At 52.0% G+C, this 21553-nt stretch carries 19 protein-coding genes and 1 pseudogene; 9 read left to right on the plus strand and 11 right to left on the minus strand.

Features of this window, described 5'->3' with window-relative positions; translation table 11 throughout:
• Positions 1-28: 28 nt before the first annotated feature.
• From lptD to apaH, 6 genes are read left to right on the plus strand one after another with little or no spacing between them, the layout of a single operon-like run.
• On the plus strand, positions 29-2389 hold the full coding sequence (gene lptD, locus ACH0VJ_RS05850) for an LPS assembly protein LptD (protein ID WP_000746116.1): 2361 nt from the start codon (positions 29-31) through the stop codon (positions 2387-2389).
• A 53-nt stretch (positions 2390-2442) separates the two neighbouring features.
• Positions 2443-3729 carry a peptidylprolyl isomerase SurA gene (gene surA / locus ACH0VJ_RS05855; protein WP_000800482.1) on the plus strand — a complete coding sequence of 429 codons (1287 nt, stop codon included), beginning with the start codon at positions 2443-2445 and terminating at the stop codon, positions 3727-3729.
• Positions 3729-4718 (plus strand): 4-hydroxythreonine-4-phosphate dehydrogenase PdxA, encoded by a 990-nt coding sequence (gene pdxA, locus ACH0VJ_RS05860; protein WP_000093001.1) that lies wholly within the window; start codon positions 3729-3731, stop codon positions 4716-4718. Before surA ends, pdxA begins: the two co-directional genes overlap by 1 nt.
• Positions 4715-5536, plus strand: coding sequence for a 16S rRNA (adenine(1518)-N(6)/adenine(1519)-N(6))-dimethyltransferase RsmA (rsmA, locus tag ACH0VJ_RS05865; RefSeq protein WP_001065397.1), 822 nt, complete (start codon positions 4715-4717; stop codon positions 5534-5536). Before pdxA ends, rsmA begins: the two co-directional genes overlap by 4 nt.
• Positions 5537-5538: 2 nt before the next feature.
• The gene (gene apaG, locus ACH0VJ_RS05870; RefSeq protein ID WP_000610894.1) at positions 5539-5916 is read left to right on the plus strand and encodes a Co2+/Mg2+ efflux protein ApaG; all 378 of its coding nucleotides are present in this window, start codon (positions 5539-5541) and stop codon (positions 5914-5916) included.
• Between the two features lie 10 nt (positions 5917-5926).
• The gene (gene apaH / locus ACH0VJ_RS05875) at positions 5927-6775 is read left to right on the plus strand and encodes a bis(5'-nucleosyl)-tetraphosphatase (symmetrical) ApaH (RefSeq protein WP_000257211.1); all 849 of its coding nucleotides are present in this window, start codon (positions 5927-5929) and stop codon (positions 6773-6775) included.
• A gap of 106 nt (positions 6776-6881) precedes the next feature.
• Here apaH and folA read toward each other — a convergent pair whose 3' ends face one another.
• From folA to kefF, 3 genes are all read right to left on the minus strand, one after another.
• Positions 6882-7361 carry a type 3 dihydrofolate reductase gene (gene folA / locus ACH0VJ_RS05880; protein ID WP_000624379.1) on the minus strand — a complete coding sequence of 160 codons (480 nt, stop codon included), beginning with the start codon at positions 7359-7361 and terminating at the stop codon, positions 6882-6884.
• Between the two features lie 198 nt (positions 7362-7559).
• Positions 7560-9422 (minus strand): glutathione-regulated potassium-efflux system protein KefC, encoded by a 1863-nt coding sequence (gene kefC / locus ACH0VJ_RS05885; protein ID WP_000377163.1) that lies wholly within the window; start codon positions 9420-9422, stop codon positions 7560-7562.
• Positions 9415-9945, minus strand: coding sequence for a glutathione-regulated potassium-efflux system oxidoreductase KefF (gene kefF, locus ACH0VJ_RS05890; RefSeq protein ID WP_000600707.1), 531 nt, complete (start codon positions 9943-9945; stop codon positions 9415-9417). The genes kefC and kefF overlap by 8 nt, the downstream gene beginning before the upstream one ends.
• Positions 9946-10066: 121 nt before the next feature.
• Between kefF and ACH0VJ_RS05895 the strand changes: the two are divergent.
• Positions 10067-10147, plus strand: a pseudogene (locus ACH0VJ_RS05895) (hypothetical protein); the annotation flags it as partial.
• A gap of 204 nt (positions 10148-10351) precedes the next feature.
• Here ACH0VJ_RS05895 and ACH0VJ_RS05900 read toward each other — a convergent pair.
• A complete protein-coding gene (locus ACH0VJ_RS05900) occupies positions 10352-12241 on the minus strand; it encodes a sulfatase-like hydrolase/transferase (protein WP_000066315.1) in 1890 nt (629 codons plus the stop codon).
• Between the two features lie 897 nt (positions 12242-13138).
• Here ACH0VJ_RS05900 and srfN point away from each other — a divergent pair.
• Positions 13139-13429 carry a DUF1471 family virulence protein SrfN gene (gene srfN, locus ACH0VJ_RS05905; protein ID WP_000745961.1) on the plus strand — a complete coding sequence of 97 codons (291 nt, stop codon included), beginning with the start codon at positions 13139-13141 and terminating at the stop codon, positions 13427-13429.
• Between the two features lie 223 nt (positions 13430-13652).
• Here srfN and ACH0VJ_RS05910 read toward each other — a convergent pair whose 3' ends face one another.
• From ACH0VJ_RS05910 to ACH0VJ_RS05940, 7 genes are all read right to left on the minus strand, one after another.
• Positions 13653-14069: a hypothetical protein gene (locus tag ACH0VJ_RS05910; protein ID WP_161460226.1), complete on the minus strand. Its 417-nt coding sequence runs from the start codon at positions 14067-14069 to the stop codon at positions 13653-13655.
• Between the two features lie 299 nt (positions 14070-14368).
• Complete coding sequence (locus tag ACH0VJ_RS05915) at positions 14369-14599, minus strand: YgdI/YgdR family lipoprotein (RefSeq protein ID WP_001172089.1); 231 nt, start codon at positions 14597-14599, stop codon at positions 14369-14371.
• An 88-nt stretch (positions 14600-14687) separates the two neighbouring features.
• Positions 14688-16028, minus strand: a complete 1341-nt coding sequence (locus ACH0VJ_RS05920) for an MFS transporter (RefSeq protein ID WP_001187057.1) — start codon at positions 16026-16028, stop codon at positions 14688-14690.
• Positions 16029-16174: 146 nt separating this feature from the next.
• Positions 16175-16462 (minus strand): ferredoxin-like protein FixX, encoded by a 288-nt coding sequence (gene fixX, locus ACH0VJ_RS05925; protein ID WP_000203736.1) that lies wholly within the window; start codon positions 16460-16462, stop codon positions 16175-16177.
• A complete protein-coding gene (locus ACH0VJ_RS05930) occupies positions 16459-17745 on the minus strand; it encodes an FAD-dependent oxidoreductase (RefSeq protein ID WP_001287774.1) in 1287 nt (428 codons plus the stop codon). Before ACH0VJ_RS05930 ends, fixX begins: the two co-directional genes overlap by 4 nt.
• A gap of 49 nt (positions 17746-17794) precedes the next feature.
• Positions 17795-18736 (minus strand): electron transfer flavoprotein subunit alpha/FixB family protein, encoded by a 942-nt coding sequence (locus tag ACH0VJ_RS05935; RefSeq protein ID WP_001032193.1) that lies wholly within the window; start codon positions 18734-18736, stop codon positions 17795-17797.
• A 15-nt stretch (positions 18737-18751) separates the two neighbouring features.
• On the minus strand, positions 18752-19522 hold the full coding sequence (locus ACH0VJ_RS05940; RefSeq protein WP_000692179.1) for an electron transfer flavoprotein FixA: 771 nt from the start codon (positions 19520-19522) through the stop codon (positions 18752-18754).
• Between the two features lie 480 nt (positions 19523-20002).
• On the opposite strand from ACH0VJ_RS05940, the gene caiT reads away from it, so the two are divergent.
• The gene (caiT, locus tag ACH0VJ_RS05945) at positions 20003-21520 is read left to right on the plus strand and encodes an L-carnitine/gamma-butyrobetaine antiporter (RefSeq protein WP_000787077.1); all 1518 of its coding nucleotides are present in this window, start codon (positions 20003-20005) and stop codon (positions 21518-21520) included.
• Positions 21521-21553 lie beyond the last annotated feature (33 nt).

Genomic DNA, 21553 nt, shown 5'->3' on the forward strand with positions numbered 1-21553 from the left:
ACCGATGATGGAACAATAAATACAACGTATGAAAAAACGTATTCCCACTCTTCTGGCCACCATGATCGCCAGCGCCCTTTATAGTCATCAGGGGCTGGCAGCCGATCTCGCCTCACAGTGTATGTTGGGCGTGCCGAGCTACGATCGTCCTCTGGTAAAAGGCGATACCAACGATCTGCCGGTTACTATCAATGCTGATAACGCTAAAGGTAACTACCCGGACGATGCCGTTTTTACCGGCAACGTGGACATTATGCAGGGGAATAGCCGCCTGCAAGCGGATGAAGTGCAGCTTCATCAGAAGCAGGCGGAAGGTCAGCCGGAACCTGTACGCACCGTCGATGCGCTGGGTAATGTGCATTATGATGATAATCAGGTCATCCTTAAAGGGCCGAAGGGCTGGGCGAACCTGAACACCAAAGACACGAACGTCTGGGAAGGCGATTACCAGATGGTGGGCCGTCAGGGGCGCGGTAAAGCCGATCTCATGAAGCAGCGCGGCGAAAACCGCTATACCATTCTGGAAAACGGCAGCTTTACCTCCTGTCTGCCTGGCTCCGATACCTGGAGCGTGGTGGGGAGTGAAGTCATCCATGACCGTGAAGAACAGGTTGCGGAGATCTGGAACGCCCGGTTTAAAGTAGGTCCGGTTCCGATCTTTTATAGCCCCTATTTACAGCTACCCGTCGGCGACAAACGTCGCTCAGGTTTCCTGATCCCGAACGCGAAATACACGACCAAGAACTATTTCGAGTTCTACTTACCGTATTACTGGAACATCGCGCCCAATATGGACGCCACCATCACCCCGCACTATATGCACCGCCGCGGCAATATTATGTGGGAGAACGAATTCCGTTATCTCACGCAGGCAGGCGCCGGGTTGATGGAATTAGATTATCTGCCTTCTGATAAAGTCTACGAGGACGATCATCCCAAAGAGGGCGATAAGCACCGCTGGTTATTCTACTGGCAGCACTCAGGCGTGATGGATCAGGTGTGGCGTTTTAACGTCGATTACACCAAAGTCAGCGACTCCAGCTACTTTAACGATTTCGACAGTAAGTACGGTTCCAGTACCGACGGTTACGCAACGCAGAAATTCAGCGTCGGCTACGCCGTACAAAACTTTGACGCTACGGTGTCGACCAAACAATTCCAGGTCTTTAACGATCAAAACACCAGCAGCTACTCTGCGGAGCCGCAGTTAGACGTTAACTACTACCATAACGATCTCGGGCCGTTTGATACCCGGATTTACGGCCAGGCGGTACATTTCGTCAACACAAAAGACAATATGCCGGAAGCGACCCGCGTCCACCTGGAGCCAACCATTAATTTGCCGCTCTCCAACCGATGGGGCAGCCTGAACACCGAAGCGAAGCTGATGGCGACGCACTATCAGCAAACGAATCTGGACAGCTATAACAGCGATCCAAACAATAAAAATAAGCTGGAAGATTCGGTTAACCGCGTCATGCCGCAGTTTAAAGTCGACGGTAAGCTCATCTTCGAACGCGATATGGCGATGCTGGCGCCGGGGTATACCCAGACGCTGGAACCACGCGTGCAGTACCTGTATGTGCCGTACCGCGACCAGAGCGGCATCTATAACTACGATTCTTCTTTGCTGCAATCCGACTATAACGGCCTGTTCCGCGACCGCACTTATGGCGGTCTCGACCGTATTGCTTCCGCCAACCAGGTCACGACCGGCGTCACAACACGCATTTATGATGATGCCGCCGTTGAACGTTTTAACGTTTCTGTTGGTCAAATCTACTATTTCACGGAGTCTCGCACCGGCGATGACAACATTAAATGGGAGAATGACGACAAAACCGGTTCGCTGGTTTGGGCAGGCGACACTTACTGGCGTATTTCAGAACGCTGGGGGCTGCGTAGCGGAGTGCAGTACGATACCCGTCTGGATAGCGTCGCTACCAGCAGCAGCAGCCTCGAATACCGTCGGGATCAGGATCGTCTGGTACAGTTGAACTACCGCTATGCCAGCCCGGAATATATTCAGGCTACGTTGCCTTCGTATTATTCCACGGCAGAGCAGTATAAAAACGGCATCAACCAGGTGGGCGCGGTGGCAAGTTGGCCGATTGCCGATCGCTGGTCGATTGTCGGCGCGTACTACTTCGATACCAATTCGAGCAAACCTGCAGACCAGATGCTCGGCTTGCAGTACAACTCTTGCTGCTATGCGATCCGCGTCGGATACGAACGTAAGCTGAACGGTTGGGATAACGATAAACAACACGCGATTTATGATAACGCGATTGGCTTCAACATTGAGCTGCGCGGTTTGAGCTCTAACTACGGCCTCGGCACGCAAGAAATGTTGCGTTCGAACATTCTGCCGTACCAAAGCTCTATGTAATCTGATTGATTTACAACGTAATCCGCATTGCGGTTAATTGAAATGGAAAAAGTATGAAGAACTGGAAAACGCTGCTTCTCGGTATCGCCATGATCGCGAATACCAGTTTCGCTGCCCCCCAGGTAGTCGATAAAGTCGCAGCCGTCGTCAATAATGGCGTCGTGCTGGAAAGCGACGTTGATGGCTTAATGCAATCAGTCAAACTCAACGCGGGTCAGGCAGGTCAGCAGCTTCCGGACGACGCCACGCTGCGTCACCAGATCCTGGAACGTTTGATTATGGATCAAATTATCCTGCAGATGGGTCAGAAGATGGGGGTGAAGATCACGGATGAGCAGTTGGATCAGGCCATCGCCAACATCGCCAAACAAAACAATATGACGATGGATCAGATGCGCAGCCGTCTGGCTTACGATGGGCTGAACTATTCAACCTACCGTAACCAGATTCGTAAAGAGATGATTATCTCTGAAGTGCGCAACAACGAGGTTCGTCGCCGTATCACCGTTTTGCCGCAAGAAGTTGACGCGCTGGCAAAACAGATTGGCACCCAAAACGACGCCAGCACCGAGCTGAACCTGAGCCATATCCTGATTGCTCTGCCGGAAAACCCAACCTCCGAGCAGGTTAACGACGCGCAGCGCCAGGCGGAAAGCATTGTTGAAGAAGCGCGTAACGGCGCAGATTTCGGCAAACTGGCGATTACCTACTCTGCCGACCAGCAGGCGCTAAAAGGCGGTCAGATGGGCTGGGGCCGTATCCAGGAGCTGCCGGGGATTTTCGCCCAGGCGCTGAGCACCGCGAAGAAAGGCGACATTGTCGGCCCGATTCGCTCCGGCGTCGGCTTCCACATTCTGAAAGTAAACGACCTGCGCGGTCAGAGCCAGAGTATCTCCGTGACCGAAGTTCACGCTCGTCACATTCTGCTTAAGCCGTCGCCTATCATGAACGATCAGCAGGCGCGCCTGAAGCTGGAAGAAATCGCGGCTGACATTAAGAGTGGTAAAACCACCTTTGCCGCTGCGGCGAAAGAGTACTCTCAGGACCCGGGCTCCGCTAACCAGGGCGGTGATTTGGGTTGGGCTACGCCAGATATTTTCGATCCGGCGTTCCGCGACGCGCTGACGAAGCTGCATAAAGGCCAAATAAGCGCGCCGGTACACTCCTCTTTCGGCTGGCATCTGATCGAATTGCTGGATACGCGTAAGGTAGACAAAACCGATGCGGCGCAGAAAGATCGCGCTTATCGTATGCTGATGAACCGTAAGTTCTCAGAAGAAGCGGCGACCTGGATGCAAGAACAGCGCGCCAGCGCTTACGTTAAGATTTTGAGTAACTAATGAGCAGTGCGCAACGCGTTGTTATCACTCCCGGCGAACCCGCCGGGATTGGCCCCGATCTTGTCGTCCAACTGGCGCAACGCGCGTGGCCGATTGAACTGGTCGTCTGTGCGGACGGCGCGCTCCTGACGGAGCGGGCCGCCATGCTCGGCCTGCCCCTCTCGCTTCTCCCTTACTCGCCTGATGTCCCCGCTGCGCCGCAGCCCGCGGGAACGCTGACCCTATTGCCGGTCTCGCTGCGCGCGCCTGCCATCCCCGGTCAGTTGACGGTAGAAAATGGCCCCTACGTGGTAGAGACGCTGGCGCGAGCGTGTGATGGCTGTCTGAACGGTGAATTTGCCGCGCTGATCACAGGCCCCGTGCACAAAGGCGTTATTAACGACGCAGGCATTCCGTTTACCGGTCATACCGAGTTTTTCGAAGAGCGTTCGCAGGCGAAAAAAGTCGTGATGATGCTGGCAACCGAAGAACTTCGCGTGGCGCTGGCGACCACGCATCTGCCGCTACGGGCGATTGCAGACGCCATCACCCCTGCGCTTTTGCACGAAGTGATTGCTATTTTGCATCACGATTTGCGGACCAAATTTGGTATTGCCGAACCGCGCATTCTTGTCTGTGGCCTGAATCCGCACGCGGGCGAAGGCGGTCATATGGGCACGGAAGAGATAGACACCATCATTCCGGTGCTCGACGAGCTGCGGGCGCAGGGGATGAAACTCAACGGGCCGCTACCTGCTGATACGCTGTTTCAGCCCAAATATCTCGATAATGCCGACGCGGTGCTGGCAATGTACCACGATCAGGGCCTGCCCGTGCTAAAATACCAGGGATTCGGTCGGGGAGTGAATATTACGCTCGGCCTACCTTTTATTCGAACCTCCGTTGATCACGGCACCGCGCTTGAACTGGCGGGCCGAGGAAAAGCGGATGTCGGCAGTTTTATTACGGCGCTTAATCTCGCCATCAAAATGATTGTTAATACCCAATGAATAATCGAGTCCATCAGGGCCATTTAGCCCGTAAACGCTTCGGGCAAAACTTTCTCAACGATCGGTTTGTGATCGACAGTATTGTTTCTGCTATTAATCCGCAAAAAGGCCAGGCGATGGTTGAAATCGGCCCCGGTCTGGCGGCGCTGACGGAGCCGGTCGGCGAACGACTGGATAAGCTCACGGTCATTGAACTTGACCGCGATCTGGCGGCGCGTTTGCAAACCCATCCGTTTTTAGGGCCGAAGCTGACTATTTATCAGCAGGACGCCATGACCATGAACTTTGGCGAACTGTCTGCGCAGTTGGGCCAACCGCTGCGTGTGTTCGGCAATCTGCCCTATAATATCTCCACCCCGCTGATGTTCCATCTCTTTAGCTATACTGATGCCATTGCCGACATGCACTTTATGTTGCAAAAAGAAGTGGTAAATCGTCTGGTTGCAGGGCCGAACAGCAAAGCGTATGGTCGTTTAAGCGTGATGGCGCAATATTACTGTCAGGTGATCCCGGTGCTTGAAGTGCCGCCATCCGCCTTCACGCCGCCGCCCAAAGTGGACTCCGCCGTGGTGCGTCTGGTTCCACACGCAACAATGCCTTACCCGGTTAAAGATATTCGCGTGTTGAGCCGTATTACCACCGAGGCCTTTAACCAGCGCCGTAAAACGATCCGTAACAGTCTCGGCAACCTTTTTAGCGTTGAGACGTTGACGGAAATGGGTATTGACCCGGCAATGCGCGCGGAAAATATCTCTGTCGCGCAGTACTGCCAGATGGCCAACTATCTGTCGGAAAACGCGCCTTTGAAGGAGAGTTAAACATGATCAATTCGCCCAGAGTGTGTATTCAGGTGCAAAGCGTCTACATTGAGGCGCAATCCTCACCTGACGATGAACGTTACGTTTTTGCCTATACCGTAACCATCCGCAATCTGGGCCGGGCGCCAGTGCAGCTATTGGGCCGCTACTGGCTGATTACCAATGGTCATGGCCGTGAAACCGAAGTCCAGGGCGAAGGTGTGGTTGGCGTCCAGCCGCGCATTGCGCCTGGCGAAGAGTATCAGTACACCAGCGGCGCGGTAATTGAAACGCCGCTGGGCACCATGCAGGGTCATTACGAAATGATCGATGAAAATGGCGACGCCTTTACCATCGACATTCCCGTGTTTCGACTCGCCGTCCCTACACTCATTCACTAAAATTATAACAATGGCAACTTATCTCATCGGCGACGTTCACGGTTGCTACGACGAACTGATCGCCTTATTACAGCAAGTGGAATTTACGCCAGATACAGACACTCTATGGCTGACTGGCGATTTGGTCGCCCGCGGTCCCGGTTCGCTGGACGTGTTACGCTACGTCAAATCACTTGGCAATAGCGTGCGTTTGGTGCTGGGGAATCACGATTTACACCTGTTGGCCGTATTCGCCGGGATTAGCCGCAACAAACCTAAAGACCGGCTGACCCCGCTTCTTGAAGCGCCGGACGCCGATGAGCTGTTGAATTGGTTACGCCGTCAGCCGCTGTTGCAGGTAGATGAAGAGAAAAAGCTGGTCATGGCGCATGCGGGTATTACCCCGCAGTGGGATTTGCAGACGGCAAAAGAGTGCGCCCGCGATGTTGAAGCGGTGCTGTCGAGCGACTCGTACCCGTTTTTCCTCGACGCGATGTATGGCGATATGCCGAATAACTGGTCGCCGGAGTTAAGCGGTCTGGCGCGGCTACGCTTTATTACTAATGCTTTTACCCGTATGCGTTACTGCTTTCCTAACGGTCAACTGGATATGTACAGTAAAGCGTCGCCGGAAAATGCCCCTGCGCCGCTGAAGCCGTGGTTCGCCATTCCGGGGCCGGTGAGCGAGGCTTACAGTATTGCGTTCGGGCACTGGGCGTCTCTGGAAGGGAAAGGGACGCCGGAAGGTATTTACGCGCTGGATACCGGCTGCTGCTGGGGCGGGGAGTTGACCTGTTTACGCTGGGAAGATAAACAGTATTTTGTGCAGCCGTCAAACCGCCAGATGGATATGGGCGAAGGCGAAGCGGTCAACGCCTGATAGGTTTATGCCTGATGGCGCTACGCTTATCAGGCCTACATCTGTCTACATCTGGCTCAAGAGTAGGCCGGATAAGGCGTTTCGCCGCCATCCGGCACTTACAGTGTTAACGACGCTCCAGAATCTCGAAACAATAGCTGTGAGAATTCTGCGCGTCGGCATCGTGAAACTCACTGAATACCGATTCCCAGTCATCCGGTTCATAATCCGGAAAATGGGTATCGCCTTCGACTTCCGCATCAATATGCGTCAGATAAAGCTTCTGCGCCTTTGGCAGGAACTGCTCGTACACGCGCCCGCCGCCAATGACCATAATTTCCGGCGCATCGCCGCAAGCGGCAATCGCCTCATCGACAGACTTCACCCACTGCACGCGATCGTCGGTGCCTGGCTGGCTGCTGATAACAATATTTTTACGTCCCGGTAAGGGGCGTCCGATGGACTCCCAGGTGTGACGTCCCATGACGACAGGTTTATTTAACGTGTTACGTTTAAACCAGGCGAGATCGGCAGGCAGGTTCCACGGCATGGCGTTTTCCATACCGATGACGCGATCCACCGCTAACGCCGCAATCAGACTGATCATTAATTATTTCCTGATACAAAAAAAATTGCCGCCACTATACGTAAAGCGCAATCTTTCGTCGACTGACGAAAAGAGGATGAGCACGAAAATTTTTCGTTCTGCTGGCGACGCCACTCATTTGATGTGGAGCGCCAGCATTACAGTAGTTCAAAAACAGCCAATTAGCAGTAAAGTTTGCAGAACATCACATTTTTTACTTTAGATTGACGGTTTGACCTCGGGTTCATCAGCGGCCTCCCCGGAATGTTTGCCCTCAGCCGTTCCCTGCCAGCCGTGGCGCTGAATCAACGACAGATGCTCCCGGTCCTCGGTAATAATTTCGCTCAACATCGCGCTGGTACGTTTATAGGCGGCGGCGCGAGATAACGGATCGTTTTCCCCTTTCGCCATCTCTTCCACCATCCGGGTATTAAAATGGCGGAACAGATCCGCGCGCTCGCGGGCTTCATAACGCCCCAGCCCCAGCGCTTCCAGCGCCTGTCTCCCGCTTTTGAGCGCGCCTTCGAAGGTTTCACGTTCGGGCATCGCCACACCAGCCTGGCGCAGGCGAATATAATGATCGACATCACGGGCGCGGGCGATAATCTGCAGATGCGGGAAATGCGACTTCACCAGTTCACTCAGTTGCAAATTGGTTTGCGGATCGTCAATGGCGTTAATCAATACCTCCGCCTTCGCCGCTCCGGCAGATTCCAGTAAATCCATACGCGTCGCATCGCCATAAAAAACCTTCATGCCGAATTTACGCAGCGTTTCGATATGATCGGGGTCGTGATCGAGCACCACCATCTTCACCCCGCTCGACAGCAGCAAACGCCCGGCTATCTGCCCAAATCGTCCAAACCCGGCCACAATAACCCGCGGTTGCTCTTCGTCGATTTCATCCGCCTCGCGCGCTTCCCCCGTCGCGGTCTTCTCCATGCGCGTCAGCAGCACCAGAAAAATCGGCGTAGCCGCCATCGACAGCGCGACCGCCAGCGTCAGCGCTTTTGCCCATTCCGGCTCAAGTACATCCGCCATTTGCGCCGCGCCAAAAACCACAAACGCAAACTCACTTCCCTGGCCTAATAAGACGGCAAACCAGCGACGCTGTTTTGCCGGTACGCCCAGCGGCCTCGCGACCAGCCACAGCATGACGATTTTGATTGCCAGAAAACCGGCCAACAACAGCAGAATGCGCAGCGGATTCTCCACCAGCGTGCCGAAATCAATCGACATGCCGACGCCAATAAAGAACAGCCCCAGCAGCAACCCCTTAAAGGGTTCAATATCGCTTTCCAGCGCATGACGGTATTCCGAACTCGCCAGCAGAACGCCCGCCAGGAACGCGCCCATCGCCATTGACAGCCCAACCTCTTCCAGCAACAGGCCGAAACCAAACACCAGAAATAGCGCCACGGCGCTGAACACTTCCCGCAAACCAGAACGCGCGACAAAGCGCAGCGCCGGGCGCGTAACGTAGCGTCCCAGCAACACCACCAGCGCCAACGCGCCTGCGACTTTCAACGCCGATAGCGCAAACGCGCCAAGCGTGGTGGATGCGCCGCTGGCGGCCAGCAGCGGAATCATCGCCACCAGCGGGATCGCCGCGATATCCTGGAACAAGAGCACTGCAAATGCGCTACGCCCTACTTGTGAAACGGTCAGGTTACGCTCATTCATTGCCTGCATGGCGATAGCCGTGGACGAAAGCGCCAGCGTCATGCCAATCAGTTCCGCCACCTGCCAACGCAGGCCAAGAAACATGCAGAACAGACCAATCAGTCCGCCGCAGACCACCATCTGTAACGCGCCGCCGCCAAATACCGAGGCGCGCAGCTTCCATAACCGTTGCGGGTCCAGTTCAAGCCCAATAACAAACAACATCAGCACGACGCCGATTTCCGCAAAATGCAGAATAGATTCGGCGTCCGTCACCAGCCGTAGCCCCCAGGGGCCGATAATGCAACCCGCAATCAGATACCCCAGCACCGATCCTAAGCCCAAACGTACCGCAATCGGCACAATTAGCGCCGCCGAACCAAGATAGATCAGCGCCTGCAGTAGAGTATGGCTATCCATGATTCACCTCCTGCCATGTCAGTAAACGCTGTTTATACTGACGCGCCTGCGCCTGTAAGGTATCGTCATCGCAAATGAACGTGCAGTGCATGGCAAACGGCGGCAGCCATTTGAGGCCACAATAGAGCGCCGTCGCCTGTAGCGGCTGAGAAAGGACGTCAAATCCGGGATGGGAGCCGATAGCAAAGTGGTTTTCACCACCGCCGGTCGTTACCGCCCACAGCAGATGTTTACCATGCAATGCCGTACCGCCATGACCGTAAGCCCAGCCGTGGGTGAGGACTTTATCCATCCATAATTTGAGTAAAGGAGGGACGCTGTACCACTGCATCGGATGCTGCCAGACGATAAGACTCGCGCGCGACAGCGCCTCCTGCTCGGCGGCAACGTCAATATTGAAATCGGGATAGAGGTGATAAAGCGAACGTATTTCGACGTTTTCCAGCGTCCCTGCCTGTTCAAGCATCCGCTTATTCGCATGAGAATGATGCGGATACGGATGCGCATAAATAATGAGGATCATGATTAGCCTGTGATGATCTGTTTTTTATTACAAAGTGTAGTGACAAATTCGCCAGGCTAATAGTGAATATTATTGAGCGGCTAATCAGAAAAAATTGAATTAACGCCAGCCAGGAGCTGGCGCCATCCTGCCCCCGGAAGACGCTCTCGAAGGGCCGCAGGCGTTTGCGGAAAAGCGCGATCCGGTGTGGAAAGGTCGGTGATGATAGCAGCCTTAAATCGCTGACAAATCGGTTTAAGGCCTTCTTGTCGGGCGGCGCTGCGCTAAATTTGCCTGTAATGACTGTAATATCAATCCATTACATGATGACACAGGCCCAATAAGCGCAGCGCCAACAGCATCTGAACCTCCAGACACGCTGGATGCCAGATCGCCGACGAATAAAATAGCCTAATGGGCCAGGCTCTTAATCTTTCGCCATGCGGTTAAACTGCTCAATGGTAAGATCCCACGGCTCATGGGCCGCATCCGGCATAAAACTGCCGTCATCCACGCCAATTTCGTCCTTGATAATTTTATTCAGTTTTTCATTCATCGTAAGAATGAGATCCTGATATTTCTGTTTATCAGCAGCAAGGTTATGGTTCTCATCGGGATCATTTTTAAGATCGTAAAGTTCAAGATCGTTGTACTTAATAAGATCCTCCCAGGTTTCCGGCGTATTATGCTCCCTTAGCGAGAAATAGCGTGCAAACTTATAACGGCCATCGTTAATCATCCGCGTCCCTGAACGATGGCTGAAATCAGGATGCAAATGGGATATTTCCTGCTTGATTTGCGCCACCGTTTTTTGTTTATCTCTTTGTAGCGCGATAACGCGGTGGAGATAATGGGCATCGGTATACAAGATCATGCCATAGCAATATAAGCTGGCATTTCTCACCGCATTAACCGCAACGCCCTCCGGATTTTTTAGCAATCCGCTAAAATTAACGCCTTTGCGGTTGCCTAACGCCTGGTGCTGTTTTTCTTCCGGCAAACCGGTCAGCCCAACTAATGTCGGCGCGATATCAAGATGACAGGTCAACGCCTGACATTTCTTATTACCGGGGTACGCCGGGTGGGAAATAATCATCGGTACATGGATCTGTTCTTTATAAACGGAGGCGCCTTTACCGTGCATCTGATGGCTTCCGCCTAATTCGCCATGATCGGCAGTAAATACAACAATCGTTTTATCAGTTAACTTGAGGGCATCAAGTTCATTTAATATCCGATCAAGGTGAGTATCACAATCGCGGATACAGTTGAAATAGTAGTCAAGCAGTTTACGCCAACGACGATCTTCATCAGGAAACTGCCCTTCCAGCGCAGCGCGCGCCGTCTGGTATTCAAGATGCGCCGGCGGTCTTCCCTGCTCATTGAATGATTGATGCCTGTTTGCCGGCAGCGGATAGTTCGGCCAGCTTGCCTGATAAAGTTCATTTTCCGGCGGCTGCGTGGGCGCCAGGGTATTATCATCCTGATCCAACTCGCCACGCCACTGTACCTTTTCTCCCTCTTTATCGGTATCAATAAACATGACGTCATGAGGATTAACGAGGTTAACGGCCAGGAACCAGGGCTTGTGTTGGTCATTCAAGGGCTGCCCCTTGCATCTTAACCAATTTATAGTCTGAGCCGTGGTGGTTGAATCATAAAAATAGCCGCCTTTACTATGGCCTATAATATCGCCGATGCCGTGATAGTCAGCAAAACCATATTTTTCCATAATTTTATGTAATTCTGGTTCAGGAATATCCCCGACATCAATATCCTCATCTTTTTCGTCAGGCAAAGGCTTCTCCAGTTTTTCTGTAAGATGCCACTTACCTTTATAGGCCGTATAGTATCCCAGTTCCCGCATCATATGACCTGTGGTTCCAAGAGCGGGGTCAAGGTCATAAGGCATCCAGGGTAATCCCAAATTATCAAACATCTTTGTCTGGGGCATATGTAAGCCGGTATACAATACGGAGCGGGAAGGCGTACAGACATTACTGGTATTCTGATGATTACAGAATGTCACCCCCGTTTTCATGAGCCGCTCTCTGCCGGGTACCGGGAAAGGAAACGTAGGAAAAAAACGCTCCTGGTCGGTCACGACTAACAGAATATTATATCCTTCTGGCAATTTTTCCGGGATTTCGCCAGTAAACGGTTTATCCCACGCCGGTTTCGCCTTGACGGCGCATTTTTCATCAGCCTTTACCGCGCCGGATAACATACCGCCTGCGGCAAGAATACCGGCACTGGTTAACAGTTTCCTACGCGTAAGATCCGTCTCTTCTGCGGACAGATTTTTTTTATTACTCATATTATTATACCTGTAGTCAGTAACTTTATCACATATTCATTTATTACTGTACGAGGAAGCGTGGATATGTATCAATGCCTTCCGGGTAAGAATATGTGTTATAAATTGATTTGTATTTCAAATTAGAAATATATTAATAAATGAGCATAATTCATTGAAAAATTATTTAGATGAAAAGTTCATTGTTTTTATTTTAGAGATACAACTGCAGACATTACTTCATAAAAAAATACATTATTAAACATACTCTATAGCTCTGTGTTCGTGCCTTTTCCCTTCAACTACGGTGATTACCCTATGCCGCTACAATAAAATCGCCCCGAAAGAAACACTATCAGTAACAGGCCGCGCAACCATAGACATACAACCGGTAATATCACGCTGGGAAATTAAAACATAACTCAATTCTGTTATGTTGCTTATGAATAAAACTAGCGTATTACCGCGTGATTCAATAAAAATTACGCCATTAAAAGAAATAATATAAAAACTATTATTTACAGGGGGTTAAGTTTCTTTTTAGCTGGCAGTGCATTATTTTACATTGACAACAACATAAAGAGGTGACTATAACAAGATATAAAACGGTCACACCAAATAAGGCTATTTTCAGATAATCAACCGAGGTTATTACCCAAAATAATTCGAGTTGCTTAAAGGCGGCAAGGGAGTGAGTCCCCAGGAGCATAGATAATTATGTGATTGAGGTGAGCGACAAATTTGCCGGGAGCAGATTTGAACGTCGCGTGCGACGGCCCGTCAGGGCGAGGCCCATGGGTGGGCCGAGTAATCCGTAGCCAACCCATAAGCAACCTGAAGTATGAAGGGGATAAATAATTTCGTTACGGATTACTGATATTGCGCAAACCTTATCATCAATGCAACAGGAACAGAACTATGAAAAAACGCATTATTGCCGCCGCATTACTGGCAACGGTTGCTTCATTCAGCACACTTGCGGCAGAGCAGGTCTCTAAACAAGAAATCAGCCACTTCAAACTGGTTAAGGTCGGCACCATAAATGTGTCCCAGAGTGGCGGGCAGATTTCCTCACCCTCTGATCTACGCGAAAAACTGTCAGAATTAGCCGATGCGAAAGGCGGAAAATATTATCATATTATCGCTGCACGTGAGCATGGTCCGAATTTTGAAGCCGTTGCCGAAGTTTATAACGATGCGACGAAATAAAGCTCTGATTGCGCCATAACGAGGGCACAGGCATGAAATAATAAGAGAGCGCCAGCAAGGTGCCATGTTACGTCACAATCCACTCAGGGCCGTCTGGAAACAGATGCTGGCCCTCTTTTTTATCAACAGTTCATCCGGGGCAGGCAAGCCGTTGGAATGTGCGCGCGCAGGCAGTAAGCCCTTCGTGAATAAGACGGTTTTGCGGGCTGTTTTAAGGTAATATTTAGTGCGCTTTTACCTGCCTGAACCAGTAATTCTCCATTTTCGTTATCCATTTCCCCTTTTTATTTTTCGGTATTACGCCAGCCCAAAGTAATTGCAGCTGTCGGTTATAGGTTCCAATAGCGTGTCCACCATACGCCCCTTCAAATGCTATCACCATGGGTCCCTGCCCTTTTACCCCCTCTTGTCCTTCATGGCAATAAAGCGCGTTGCGGTGAGTCACGTCAAGTTCATACTGCACGTTCAGTTTCACACATTTTTCCCCGCAGCCTTCTACTGGCGGCAATATTGTCATGGTATAAGGCGGGTTATCTGCCGTGGTTTTCCATGTTCCGATCAGGTCTTTGCAGGCGTTTATCTCCGTAGCCCCGGAGGCGGCAGAAAATAGCGCGAGAAAATAAAAAGGTATTAGTTTCAGTTTCATTACAGACTCCTGTTCCTTATACCTCATCATTTATACCTAATCATAAGGATAAATGCCCTGCGATATGTTTTTTTCCGGGAAATGTTGAGCCGCCGTTCAGAGAAATGTCGATGAGTGTAACCTCATGTAAGCGGACAGCGCGGTGGGGAAAGCGGGAACACGGGCGAATGGTCTAACGTATTTCGACGTTTTCCGGCGTCCCTGCCTGTTCAGGCATCCGTTTATTCGCATGGGAATAAATGGATGCGCATAAAGAGAGAATATTATTGAGCGGCTAACCAGAAAAAATTGAATTAATTATCCAGCTCGCTCATATTTTTCAGCTGATCGCGGTTAATCTGTTCGGTTTTCCCGGTGGCGGCGTTTTTGTAAGACACCATACCGGTATCGTTATCGACCTCGGGTTTCCCGTCGGTGACAATAGTTTTGCCATCCGTGGTTTCAACCGCCTGGTTAGAAGAGCATCCTGCGACGGTGAATAGTGTTGCTGCGGTAAACAGTGCGGTCATAAGACGTTTTTGCATGGTGTTCTCCCTGCTTTTCAGTTGTTTTAGCATGTGACTGTTAACTGTAGCGTTATTGGCGAAAAGCAGGGAGAAATGCAGAACACTCTTAACGAGGGTTATCCGATGGCGTTCCGCGCAAAGTCATGTTTCCGGTCTGTGTTAGCGTCAAGCCGCGGGTTTCCGGGGCAAACATCACCGATACGCCAAGCCCGACTAACGAAATCAACGCGCCAATCAGCATGACGTTATTAATACCGTAACGAGTAATAAAAATCGGTAATGCCCAGGTGGAGACAATGGTTCCGATGCGGCTTAATGACATGATGACCCCCACGGCCGAAGCGCGAATATCCGTCGGGAAGAGTTCATTAGGATAAAGCCATTGCAGTATGCCCGGTCCGCCGGAAAAGAAGGCGTATACCGCAAACGCTACCACGACCAGTATGATGCCCAGATTTGACACCAGCCCCAGCAGCGCCAGCGCGATAGTCATCATGGCGAAGCTGCCAATAAGCAGAGGGCGACGGCCAATACTGTTTAGCCAGAACATCGCCGGTATACAGCCCAGCATAAAAAAGAGGCTAATCACCACATTGCCGAGCGCCGCGTTGCGCCCCTGCTCCCAGCCGAGTAACCCGACGATCTGCGGCCCAAAGGTATAGATAGCGAACATCGGGATTACCTGACAGGTCCAGATAGCCGCAACGAACAGTACAAACGGGAAATGACGGCGGTTAAACAGTTGCAGGAAGCGGGTCTCCTGCGGCGGCTCATCGTCAAAGCAGACCGGTTCACCGAACAGTTTGATCATCATTTGTTCGCACTCTTTTACCCGTCCTTTTCGCAATAGCCAGCGTGGCGATTCCGGCAGGTCAAAGCGGCCAATCAAAATGATTAAGCATGGGATAAAGGCGCTGCCAAGCATCCAGCGCCAGCCGCCTTCCATGTCATACAGCCAGTAACCCACCAGGTTGGCGCAGGTCGCGCCGACGTACCACATCGCGGCGATAAAACCGATGGAGAACGCGCGCTGGCGGGTGTTGGAAAACTCCGTAATCATGGAAGTGGCGATAGGGTAATCCGCGCCGATAACAATGCCAATTAAAACGCGCATCACCAGCAATTCAAGCGGCGTGGAAACAAACATGGTCGCCACGGAGATAACGCCGATAGCGATAATATCAAGCAGGAACATTTTACGCCGCCCGACTTTATCGCAAATATAGCCAAACAACGAGGTGCCGATAAACAGTCCGGCAAGCGTAGCCGCGCCGAGCGCGCCAATCCATTCAGCATCAAGGTGCAATAGCGGCGTCAGTTGTTCCAGCGCCACGCCAATGATCACCAGCACGTAGCCATCAAGGAACGGGCCGCCGCTTCCCCACAGCATAATTCTGCGATGAATGGAGGAGAATTTAAGGTCATCAAAGTTCCTGGGCTGCTGCATGGTGATGTCCTGTTTCAACACGGGCAAAGCGCATCTGTAGGCCGGATAAGGCGTTTCCGCCGCCATCCGGCATTGGCGCCACATGATTGCCGGATGGCGACGCTACCGCATCTTATCCGGCCAACGGGGGCACAACTTCGTACTTATTAGCCGTAGCGGAACTCCACGCCAAACGTCCCGCGCGGGTATTCCCATTTTTCCAGCGCCGTATCAAGGCCGAGGATCCGGCACGTTCCGCACTCCAGGCACCCGGCGTAATCAAAACGAACGCTACCGTCGTCCTGCTTTTTATACAGTCCCGCCGGACAGGCCTTAATCAGCACCTCCAGCGCCTGTTTATCAGGATCGGTTTTGAGAATGATGTGCGGGCTGTCTTCATCCACATTAAACTTATTGACGCCCAGTTTGACGTCCACATTGACGGGAGATGTCATAATACGGTCACTCCTTTCAGGCCATCTTTCATCAGGTTGATGAAGCCCACTTTCTTCGCATGGCGCAGGATTTTTTTACGCATCGGCACCGGAGCGGAGCCATCCACGGTGAACAGGTCGCGCGCGATACTGACCGCCATTTCGGGATAAGCGGTAAACATGCGGGGATTATCAAGAAAAGCTGGCAGTTTCTGATACATACGCATATCGCGCATCGGACCTTCGTCCAGATGCTGACGGTATTCCCCCAGCGACTGCTTGCTAAAATCGTCGCGCTTCATCGCCGAAAGCACCGTCTTCGCCGCCGCTTCGCCTGCGGATATGGCGAGATCCATACCACGGATGGTAAAGCCGAGGTTCATACACATGCCGGCAGCATCCCCGGCAATCAGTACGCCATCGCCCACCAGTTCAGGCTGCATATTCATTCCCGCCTCGGGTACAACGTGTGCGGCATATTCCACCAGCTTGCCACCGGCGATCAGCGGCGCAACTGCCGGATGCTGTTTGAAATCTTCCAGCATTTGCGGGACCGATTTTTTCGCGTCTTTCAGATGATGAAGACCGCAGACCAGCCCCAGGGAAAGGGTTGTTTCATTCGTATACAGGAAGCCACCGCCCATCAGACCATCGGTTGGCGCCCCGGCAAACAGACAGGCGGCACCTTCGTTGCCCTGTAACTGGAAACGATCTTCAATGACCGACTTCGGCAATTCGATCAGTTCCTTCACACCGACGGCAACATGCGATGCCTCAACACGCTTGGCCATGCCCAGCTTTTCAGCCAGCAGAGAATTCACCCCGTCAGCGAGGATCACGACTTTGGCTTCCAGAATATCGCCATCGGCTTCCACGCCCACGACTTTGCCATCACGCTGAACGACGTTATCGACGCGAATACCGGTGATCAGTTGTGCCCCCGCCTCTTCGGCCTGCTCCATCAGCCAGGCGTCAAATTTACTGCGTAAGACGGAATAGGAAACCTGCGACGCTGAAGCATCTTCACCATTGCAGTAGTCGATAGTCATCGCCCCGTTGTCGGTCATAAAGGCGAGTTTTTCGTGGGTGATCATGCGTTCAATGGGGGCCTGATCCGCAAAGCCGGGAATGATGCGTTCCAGGCTATGTGCATACAAACGCCCACCGGTGACATTCTTCGCGCCAGCAGAATTGCCGCGCTCGATAACCAGCACCTGTGCACCTTCGCGAGCAAGCACCAGCGCCGCAACCGAACCGGCCAGACCTGCACCCACGATGATGGCATCAAAGATATCTTCGGACATACGTACTCCTGTCAGCGGCAGGATACCTTCGCATCCTGCCCGAAATGGTTTATCGCGCTAAGGCAGCCGTCAGCGCAGGCAGGATCTTCAGCGCATCGCCAACGATGCCAAAATCCGCATACTGGAAGATTGGCGCGTTTTTATCTTTGTTGATGGCGAAAATCGTCTGCGCGCCGTTGGCGCCAACCATATGTTGGATCTGCCCGGAGATCCCCACCGCCAGATACAGTTCAGGTTTGAGCATCAGGTTGGAGATACCGACGTAGCGCTCGTGCTCCATCCACTTCTCGTTTTCCGCCACCGGGCGGGAACAGGCCAGCTCGGCGCCAATCGTCTGGCACAGCGCTTCGGCCAGCGAGATATTCTCTTTGCTGCCGATGCCGCGTCCCACGCTGACCACCAGACGCGCTTTGTCGAGGTCAACGCTGTTGCTCTGACGCGCCTGGGTTGCGGTGCGGGTCACGGCAGTGGCCGGAGCCTGCCACTGCACGGTATGCATCTCGCCGCTGCGAGAAGTGTCCGGGTCTTGTGCGTCAAACGTTCCGCTGCTGAGCGTGATCACGGCAAACGACGAAGCGATGGATTCTACCCCTATCGCCAGACCGCCGTAGACCATATGTTTAACCGCCGCTTTTCCATCCTGCAGGGAGACGTCGCTGGCGTCGTTGGAAACCGCAGCCGACAAGCGATAGCCCAGCTTTGCCGCCAACAGCTTGCCCCGACGCGTATTCGGCAGCAGCACCGCGCCGCCCTCGCTATGCTGACGAATAGTCTCAGCCATCGCAGCAGCGTAGTCTTCGATCATGCGGTCTTCTGGTTTGCCGCTGAGCAGCCAGACATGATCCGCGCCCAAATGACATGCTGTCGCGCTGTCTGCTTCGTTCAGTACGAACGCGTTAACTTTTTCACCTACAGCCTGCGCGCCACTCATCAGTTCGGGCAGACGAGAAGGGGTATCGCTGAATACCCAGACACTGGAAAATTTGTTCATAACATCCCCTGATAATTAAATGATTTTGCGCAGATTCTCGACAAACGCGGCGATTTGTTCTTCACCGTCACCTTCAATCACCACACGCTGACGCTCGCGCTGCTTCGGTGCGGCAACCTGTTGTGCGGAATACGCGGGTACGCTGTTCAGCCCGATATCCGCAGGCGACCAGACCTGAACCGGTTTTTTCGCCGCGCCAAGAATGGCTTTCATCGAAGGGATTTGTGGGGTGTTAATGTCGGTGGAAACCGCGATCACCGCCGGGAGCGGGATGCTCAGCGTTTCAACTTCATCTTCCAGTTCGCGTTCTACCGTCAATGTGCTGTCGGTAAGAGAGAGGATTTTACTCACGCCGTTAATCGCCGGAATGTTCAGCGCTTCGCCCACCAGCAAACCAACCTGCTGAGCATAAAGATCGGAAGAACCGTCGCCGCAGATAAGTAGATCGAAACCTGATTTTTGCGCGGCAGAGGCCAGCGCAGTTGCGGTGTGTTGCGGCAGCGCCTGCTCAAATTGATCGTCAATGATCACAATCAGTTCATCAGGGCCACGAGAGAGGACATCTTTGCGCCCTTTTGCATTAGTCAGCGCTTTGCCGCCAACGCTCATGGCGACAACCTGAGCGTCTCCCAACTGCTGTTTTAACTGGCAAGCAGCTTCAATTGCATTCAGATCATATTGGCTGATTTTGCTATCCGCTTTGCTGAAATCGAGTGTTCCGTCAGCATTATTAATCGCAATATCCTGCTCATCAGGTACGCATTTGTAGCAAGTAATTATCTTCATTGCATCTCCAGAAATCATGAAGGAAACGTATTTATATCGGCGGTGTTAAATACAGATATCACGCTCTTTAATTCGGAAATAAAACCTTAATCACCAATATTGAAAATGTCACACATTGATATTCGTAACTTTCAATAGTGTTACGCACCTCACCAATATTGAAAGAAATATGCCAAATATGAAAATTTTCAATATTGTTTGCTGGCTCAACAATATTGAACATCAGATACTTAAAAAAGTTAAAAAACCACAACCAATCAATTGATAAATAAAGCAAAAATCAAAATTTAGACACAAAATAATCAACACAAAAAAGTGTGACGAAGATAACAGAATCACCCGAAGTGAATACCCATCATGAGTTACTCATTGAGGCGTCCCAGAGGTTAAAAACTTATCAACAAATCATTAATAATAAATAAACAAACGTTCATGGACTGGCACGCTAAATAAATTTCGTTTTCACACTGGAATTCACTTATGAAAAATGAAAAGAAAAAATCGGGAATTGAACCGAAGGTTTTTTTTCCGCCATTAATAATTGTCGGGATACTTTGCTGGCTAACAGTCAGAGATCTTGATGCCGCTAACGTCGTTATTAATGCGGTATTCAGTTATGTCACCAACGTCTGGGGTTGGGCATTTGAATGGTATATGGTCGTTATGCTCTTCGGCTGGTTCTGGCTGGTTTTTGGCCCCTATGCCAAAAAGAGATTAGGTGACGAAAAACCGGAGTTTAGCACCGCCAGCTGGATTTTCATGATGTTCGCCTCCTGTACATCCGCTGCGGTTCTGTTCTGGGGCTCTATTGAGATCTACTACTATATCTCCACCCCGCCGTTCGGCTTGGAACCAAATTCCACGGGCGCGAAAGAGATAGGCCTGGCGTACAGCCTGTTCCACTGGGGGCCGCTACCGTGGGCAACCTATAGCTTCCTTTCCGTGGCCTTCGCCTACTTCTTCTTTGTACGCAAGATGGATGTCATCCGCCCCAGCTCCACGCTGGTACCGCTCGTCGGTGAAAAGCATGCGAAAGGGTTGTTCGGTACCATCGTCGATAACTTCTACCTGGTGGCGCTGATCTTCGCGATGGGCACCAGCCTCGGTCTGGCTACCCCGCTGGTCACCGAGTGTATGCAATGGCTGTTCGGTATTCAGCATACGCTGCAACTCGACGCCATCATCATTACCTGCTGGATCATTCTGAACGCGATTTGCGTGGCCTGCGGCCTGCAAAAAGGGGTCAGAATCGCCAGCGATGTGCGTAGCTACCTGAGCTTCCTGATGCTCGGCTGGGTGTTTATCGTCAGCGGCGCCAGCTTCATCATGAACTACTTCACCGACTCCGTCGGGATGCTGTTAATGCACCTGCCACGGATGCTGTTCTATACCGACGCCATCGGTAAAGGCGGCTTCCCGCAGGGCTGGACCGTTTTCTACTGGGCGTGGTGGGTTATTTACGCCATCCAGATGAGTATCTTCCTGGCCCGTATTTCCCGTGGTCGTACCGTACGTGAGCTGTGCTTCGGGATGGTGATGGGTCTGACCGCGTCTACCTGGATCCTGTGGACAGTCCTTGGCAGCAACACGCTGCTGCTGATGGATAAAAACATCCTCAACATTCCGCAACTCATTGAGCAACACGGCGTGGCGCGCGCCATTATCGAAACCTGGGCCGCCTTGCCGCTCAGCACCGCCACCATGTGGGGCTTCTTCATCCTCTGCTTTATTGCCACCGTCACGCTGATTAACGCCTGCTCTTACACCCTGGCGATGTCGACCTGTCGTGAAGTTCGCGATGGTGAAGAGCCGCCTCTGTTAGTGCGTATCGGCTGGTCGGTGCTGGTCGGCATCATCGGTATCGTTCTGCTGGCGCTGGGTGGGTTGAAGCCGATTCAGACCGCGATTATCGCCGGAGGATGTCCGCTGTTCTTCGTCAACATTATGGTGACACTGTCCTTTATTAAAGACGCCAAAGTGCACTGGAAAGACAAGTAATTCTTATTAACCCAATTGATCAAGAGGCTGAAA

It is taken from the genome of Salmonella sp. 2020_1459, from assembly GCF_043847915.1.
Classification (GTDB): domain Bacteria; phylum Pseudomonadota; class Gammaproteobacteria; order Enterobacterales; family Enterobacteriaceae; genus Salmonella; species Salmonella enterica.

Bases quoted from the DNA above. Each gene is read 5' to 3' on its own strand.
- kefF (WP_000600707.1), bottom strand. From the start codon at position 9,945: ATGATCCTCATTATTTATGCGCATCCGTATCCGCATCATTCTCATGCG.
- apaG (WP_000610894.1), top strand. From the start codon at position 5,539: ATGATCAATTCGCCCAGAGTGTGTATTCAGGTGCAAAGCGTCTACATT.
- ACH0VJ_RS05940 (WP_000692179.1), bottom strand. From the start codon at position 19,522: ATGAAGATAATTACTTGCTACAAATGCGTACCTGATGAGCAGGATATT.
- rsmA (WP_001065397.1), top strand. From the start codon at position 4,715: ATGAATAATCGAGTCCATCAGGGCCATTTAGCCCGTAAACGCTTCGGG.
- ACH0VJ_RS05915 (WP_001172089.1), bottom strand. From the start codon at position 14,599: ATGCAAAAACGTCTTATGACCGCACTGTTTACCGCAGCAACACTATTC.
- apaH (WP_000257211.1), top strand. From the start codon at position 5,927: ATGGCAACTTATCTCATCGGCGACGTTCACGGTTGCTACGACGAACTG.
- ACH0VJ_RS05900 (WP_000066315.1), bottom strand. From the start codon at position 12,241: ATGAGTAATAAAAAAAATCTGTCCGCAGAAGAGACGGATCTTACGCGT.
- ACH0VJ_RS05935 (WP_001032193.1), bottom strand. From the start codon at position 18,736: ATGAACAAATTTTCCAGTGTCTGGGTATTCAGCGATACCCCTTCTCGT.
- fixX (WP_000203736.1), bottom strand. From the start codon at position 16,462: ATGACATCTCCCGTCAATGTGGACGTCAAACTGGGCGTCAATAAGTTT.
- ACH0VJ_RS05920 (WP_001187057.1), bottom strand. From the start codon at position 16,028: ATGCAGCAGCCCAGGAACTTTGATGACCTTAAATTCTCCTCCATTCAT.
- srfN (WP_000745961.1), top strand. From the start codon at position 13,139: ATGAAAAAACGCATTATTGCCGCCGCATTACTGGCAACGGTTGCTTCA.
- pdxA (WP_000093001.1), top strand. From the start codon at position 3,729: ATGAGCAGTGCGCAACGCGTTGTTATCACTCCCGGCGAACCCGCCGGG.
- folA (WP_000624379.1), bottom strand. From the start codon at position 7,361: ATGATCAGTCTGATTGCGGCGTTAGCGGTGGATCGCGTCATCGGTATG.
- kefC (WP_000377163.1), bottom strand. From the start codon at position 9,422: ATGGATAGCCATACTCTACTGCAGGCGCTGATCTATCTTGGTTCGGCG.
- caiT (WP_000787077.1), top strand. From the start codon at position 20,003: ATGAAAAATGAAAAGAAAAAATCGGGAATTGAACCGAAGGTTTTTTTT.
- ACH0VJ_RS05930 (WP_001287774.1), bottom strand. From the start codon at position 17,745: ATGTCCGAAGATATCTTTGATGCCATCATCGTGGGTGCAGGTCTGGCC.
- lptD (WP_000746116.1), top strand. From the start codon at position 29: ATGAAAAAACGTATTCCCACTCTTCTGGCCACCATGATCGCCAGCGCC.
- surA (WP_000800482.1), top strand. From the start codon at position 2,443: ATGAAGAACTGGAAAACGCTGCTTCTCGGTATCGCCATGATCGCGAAT.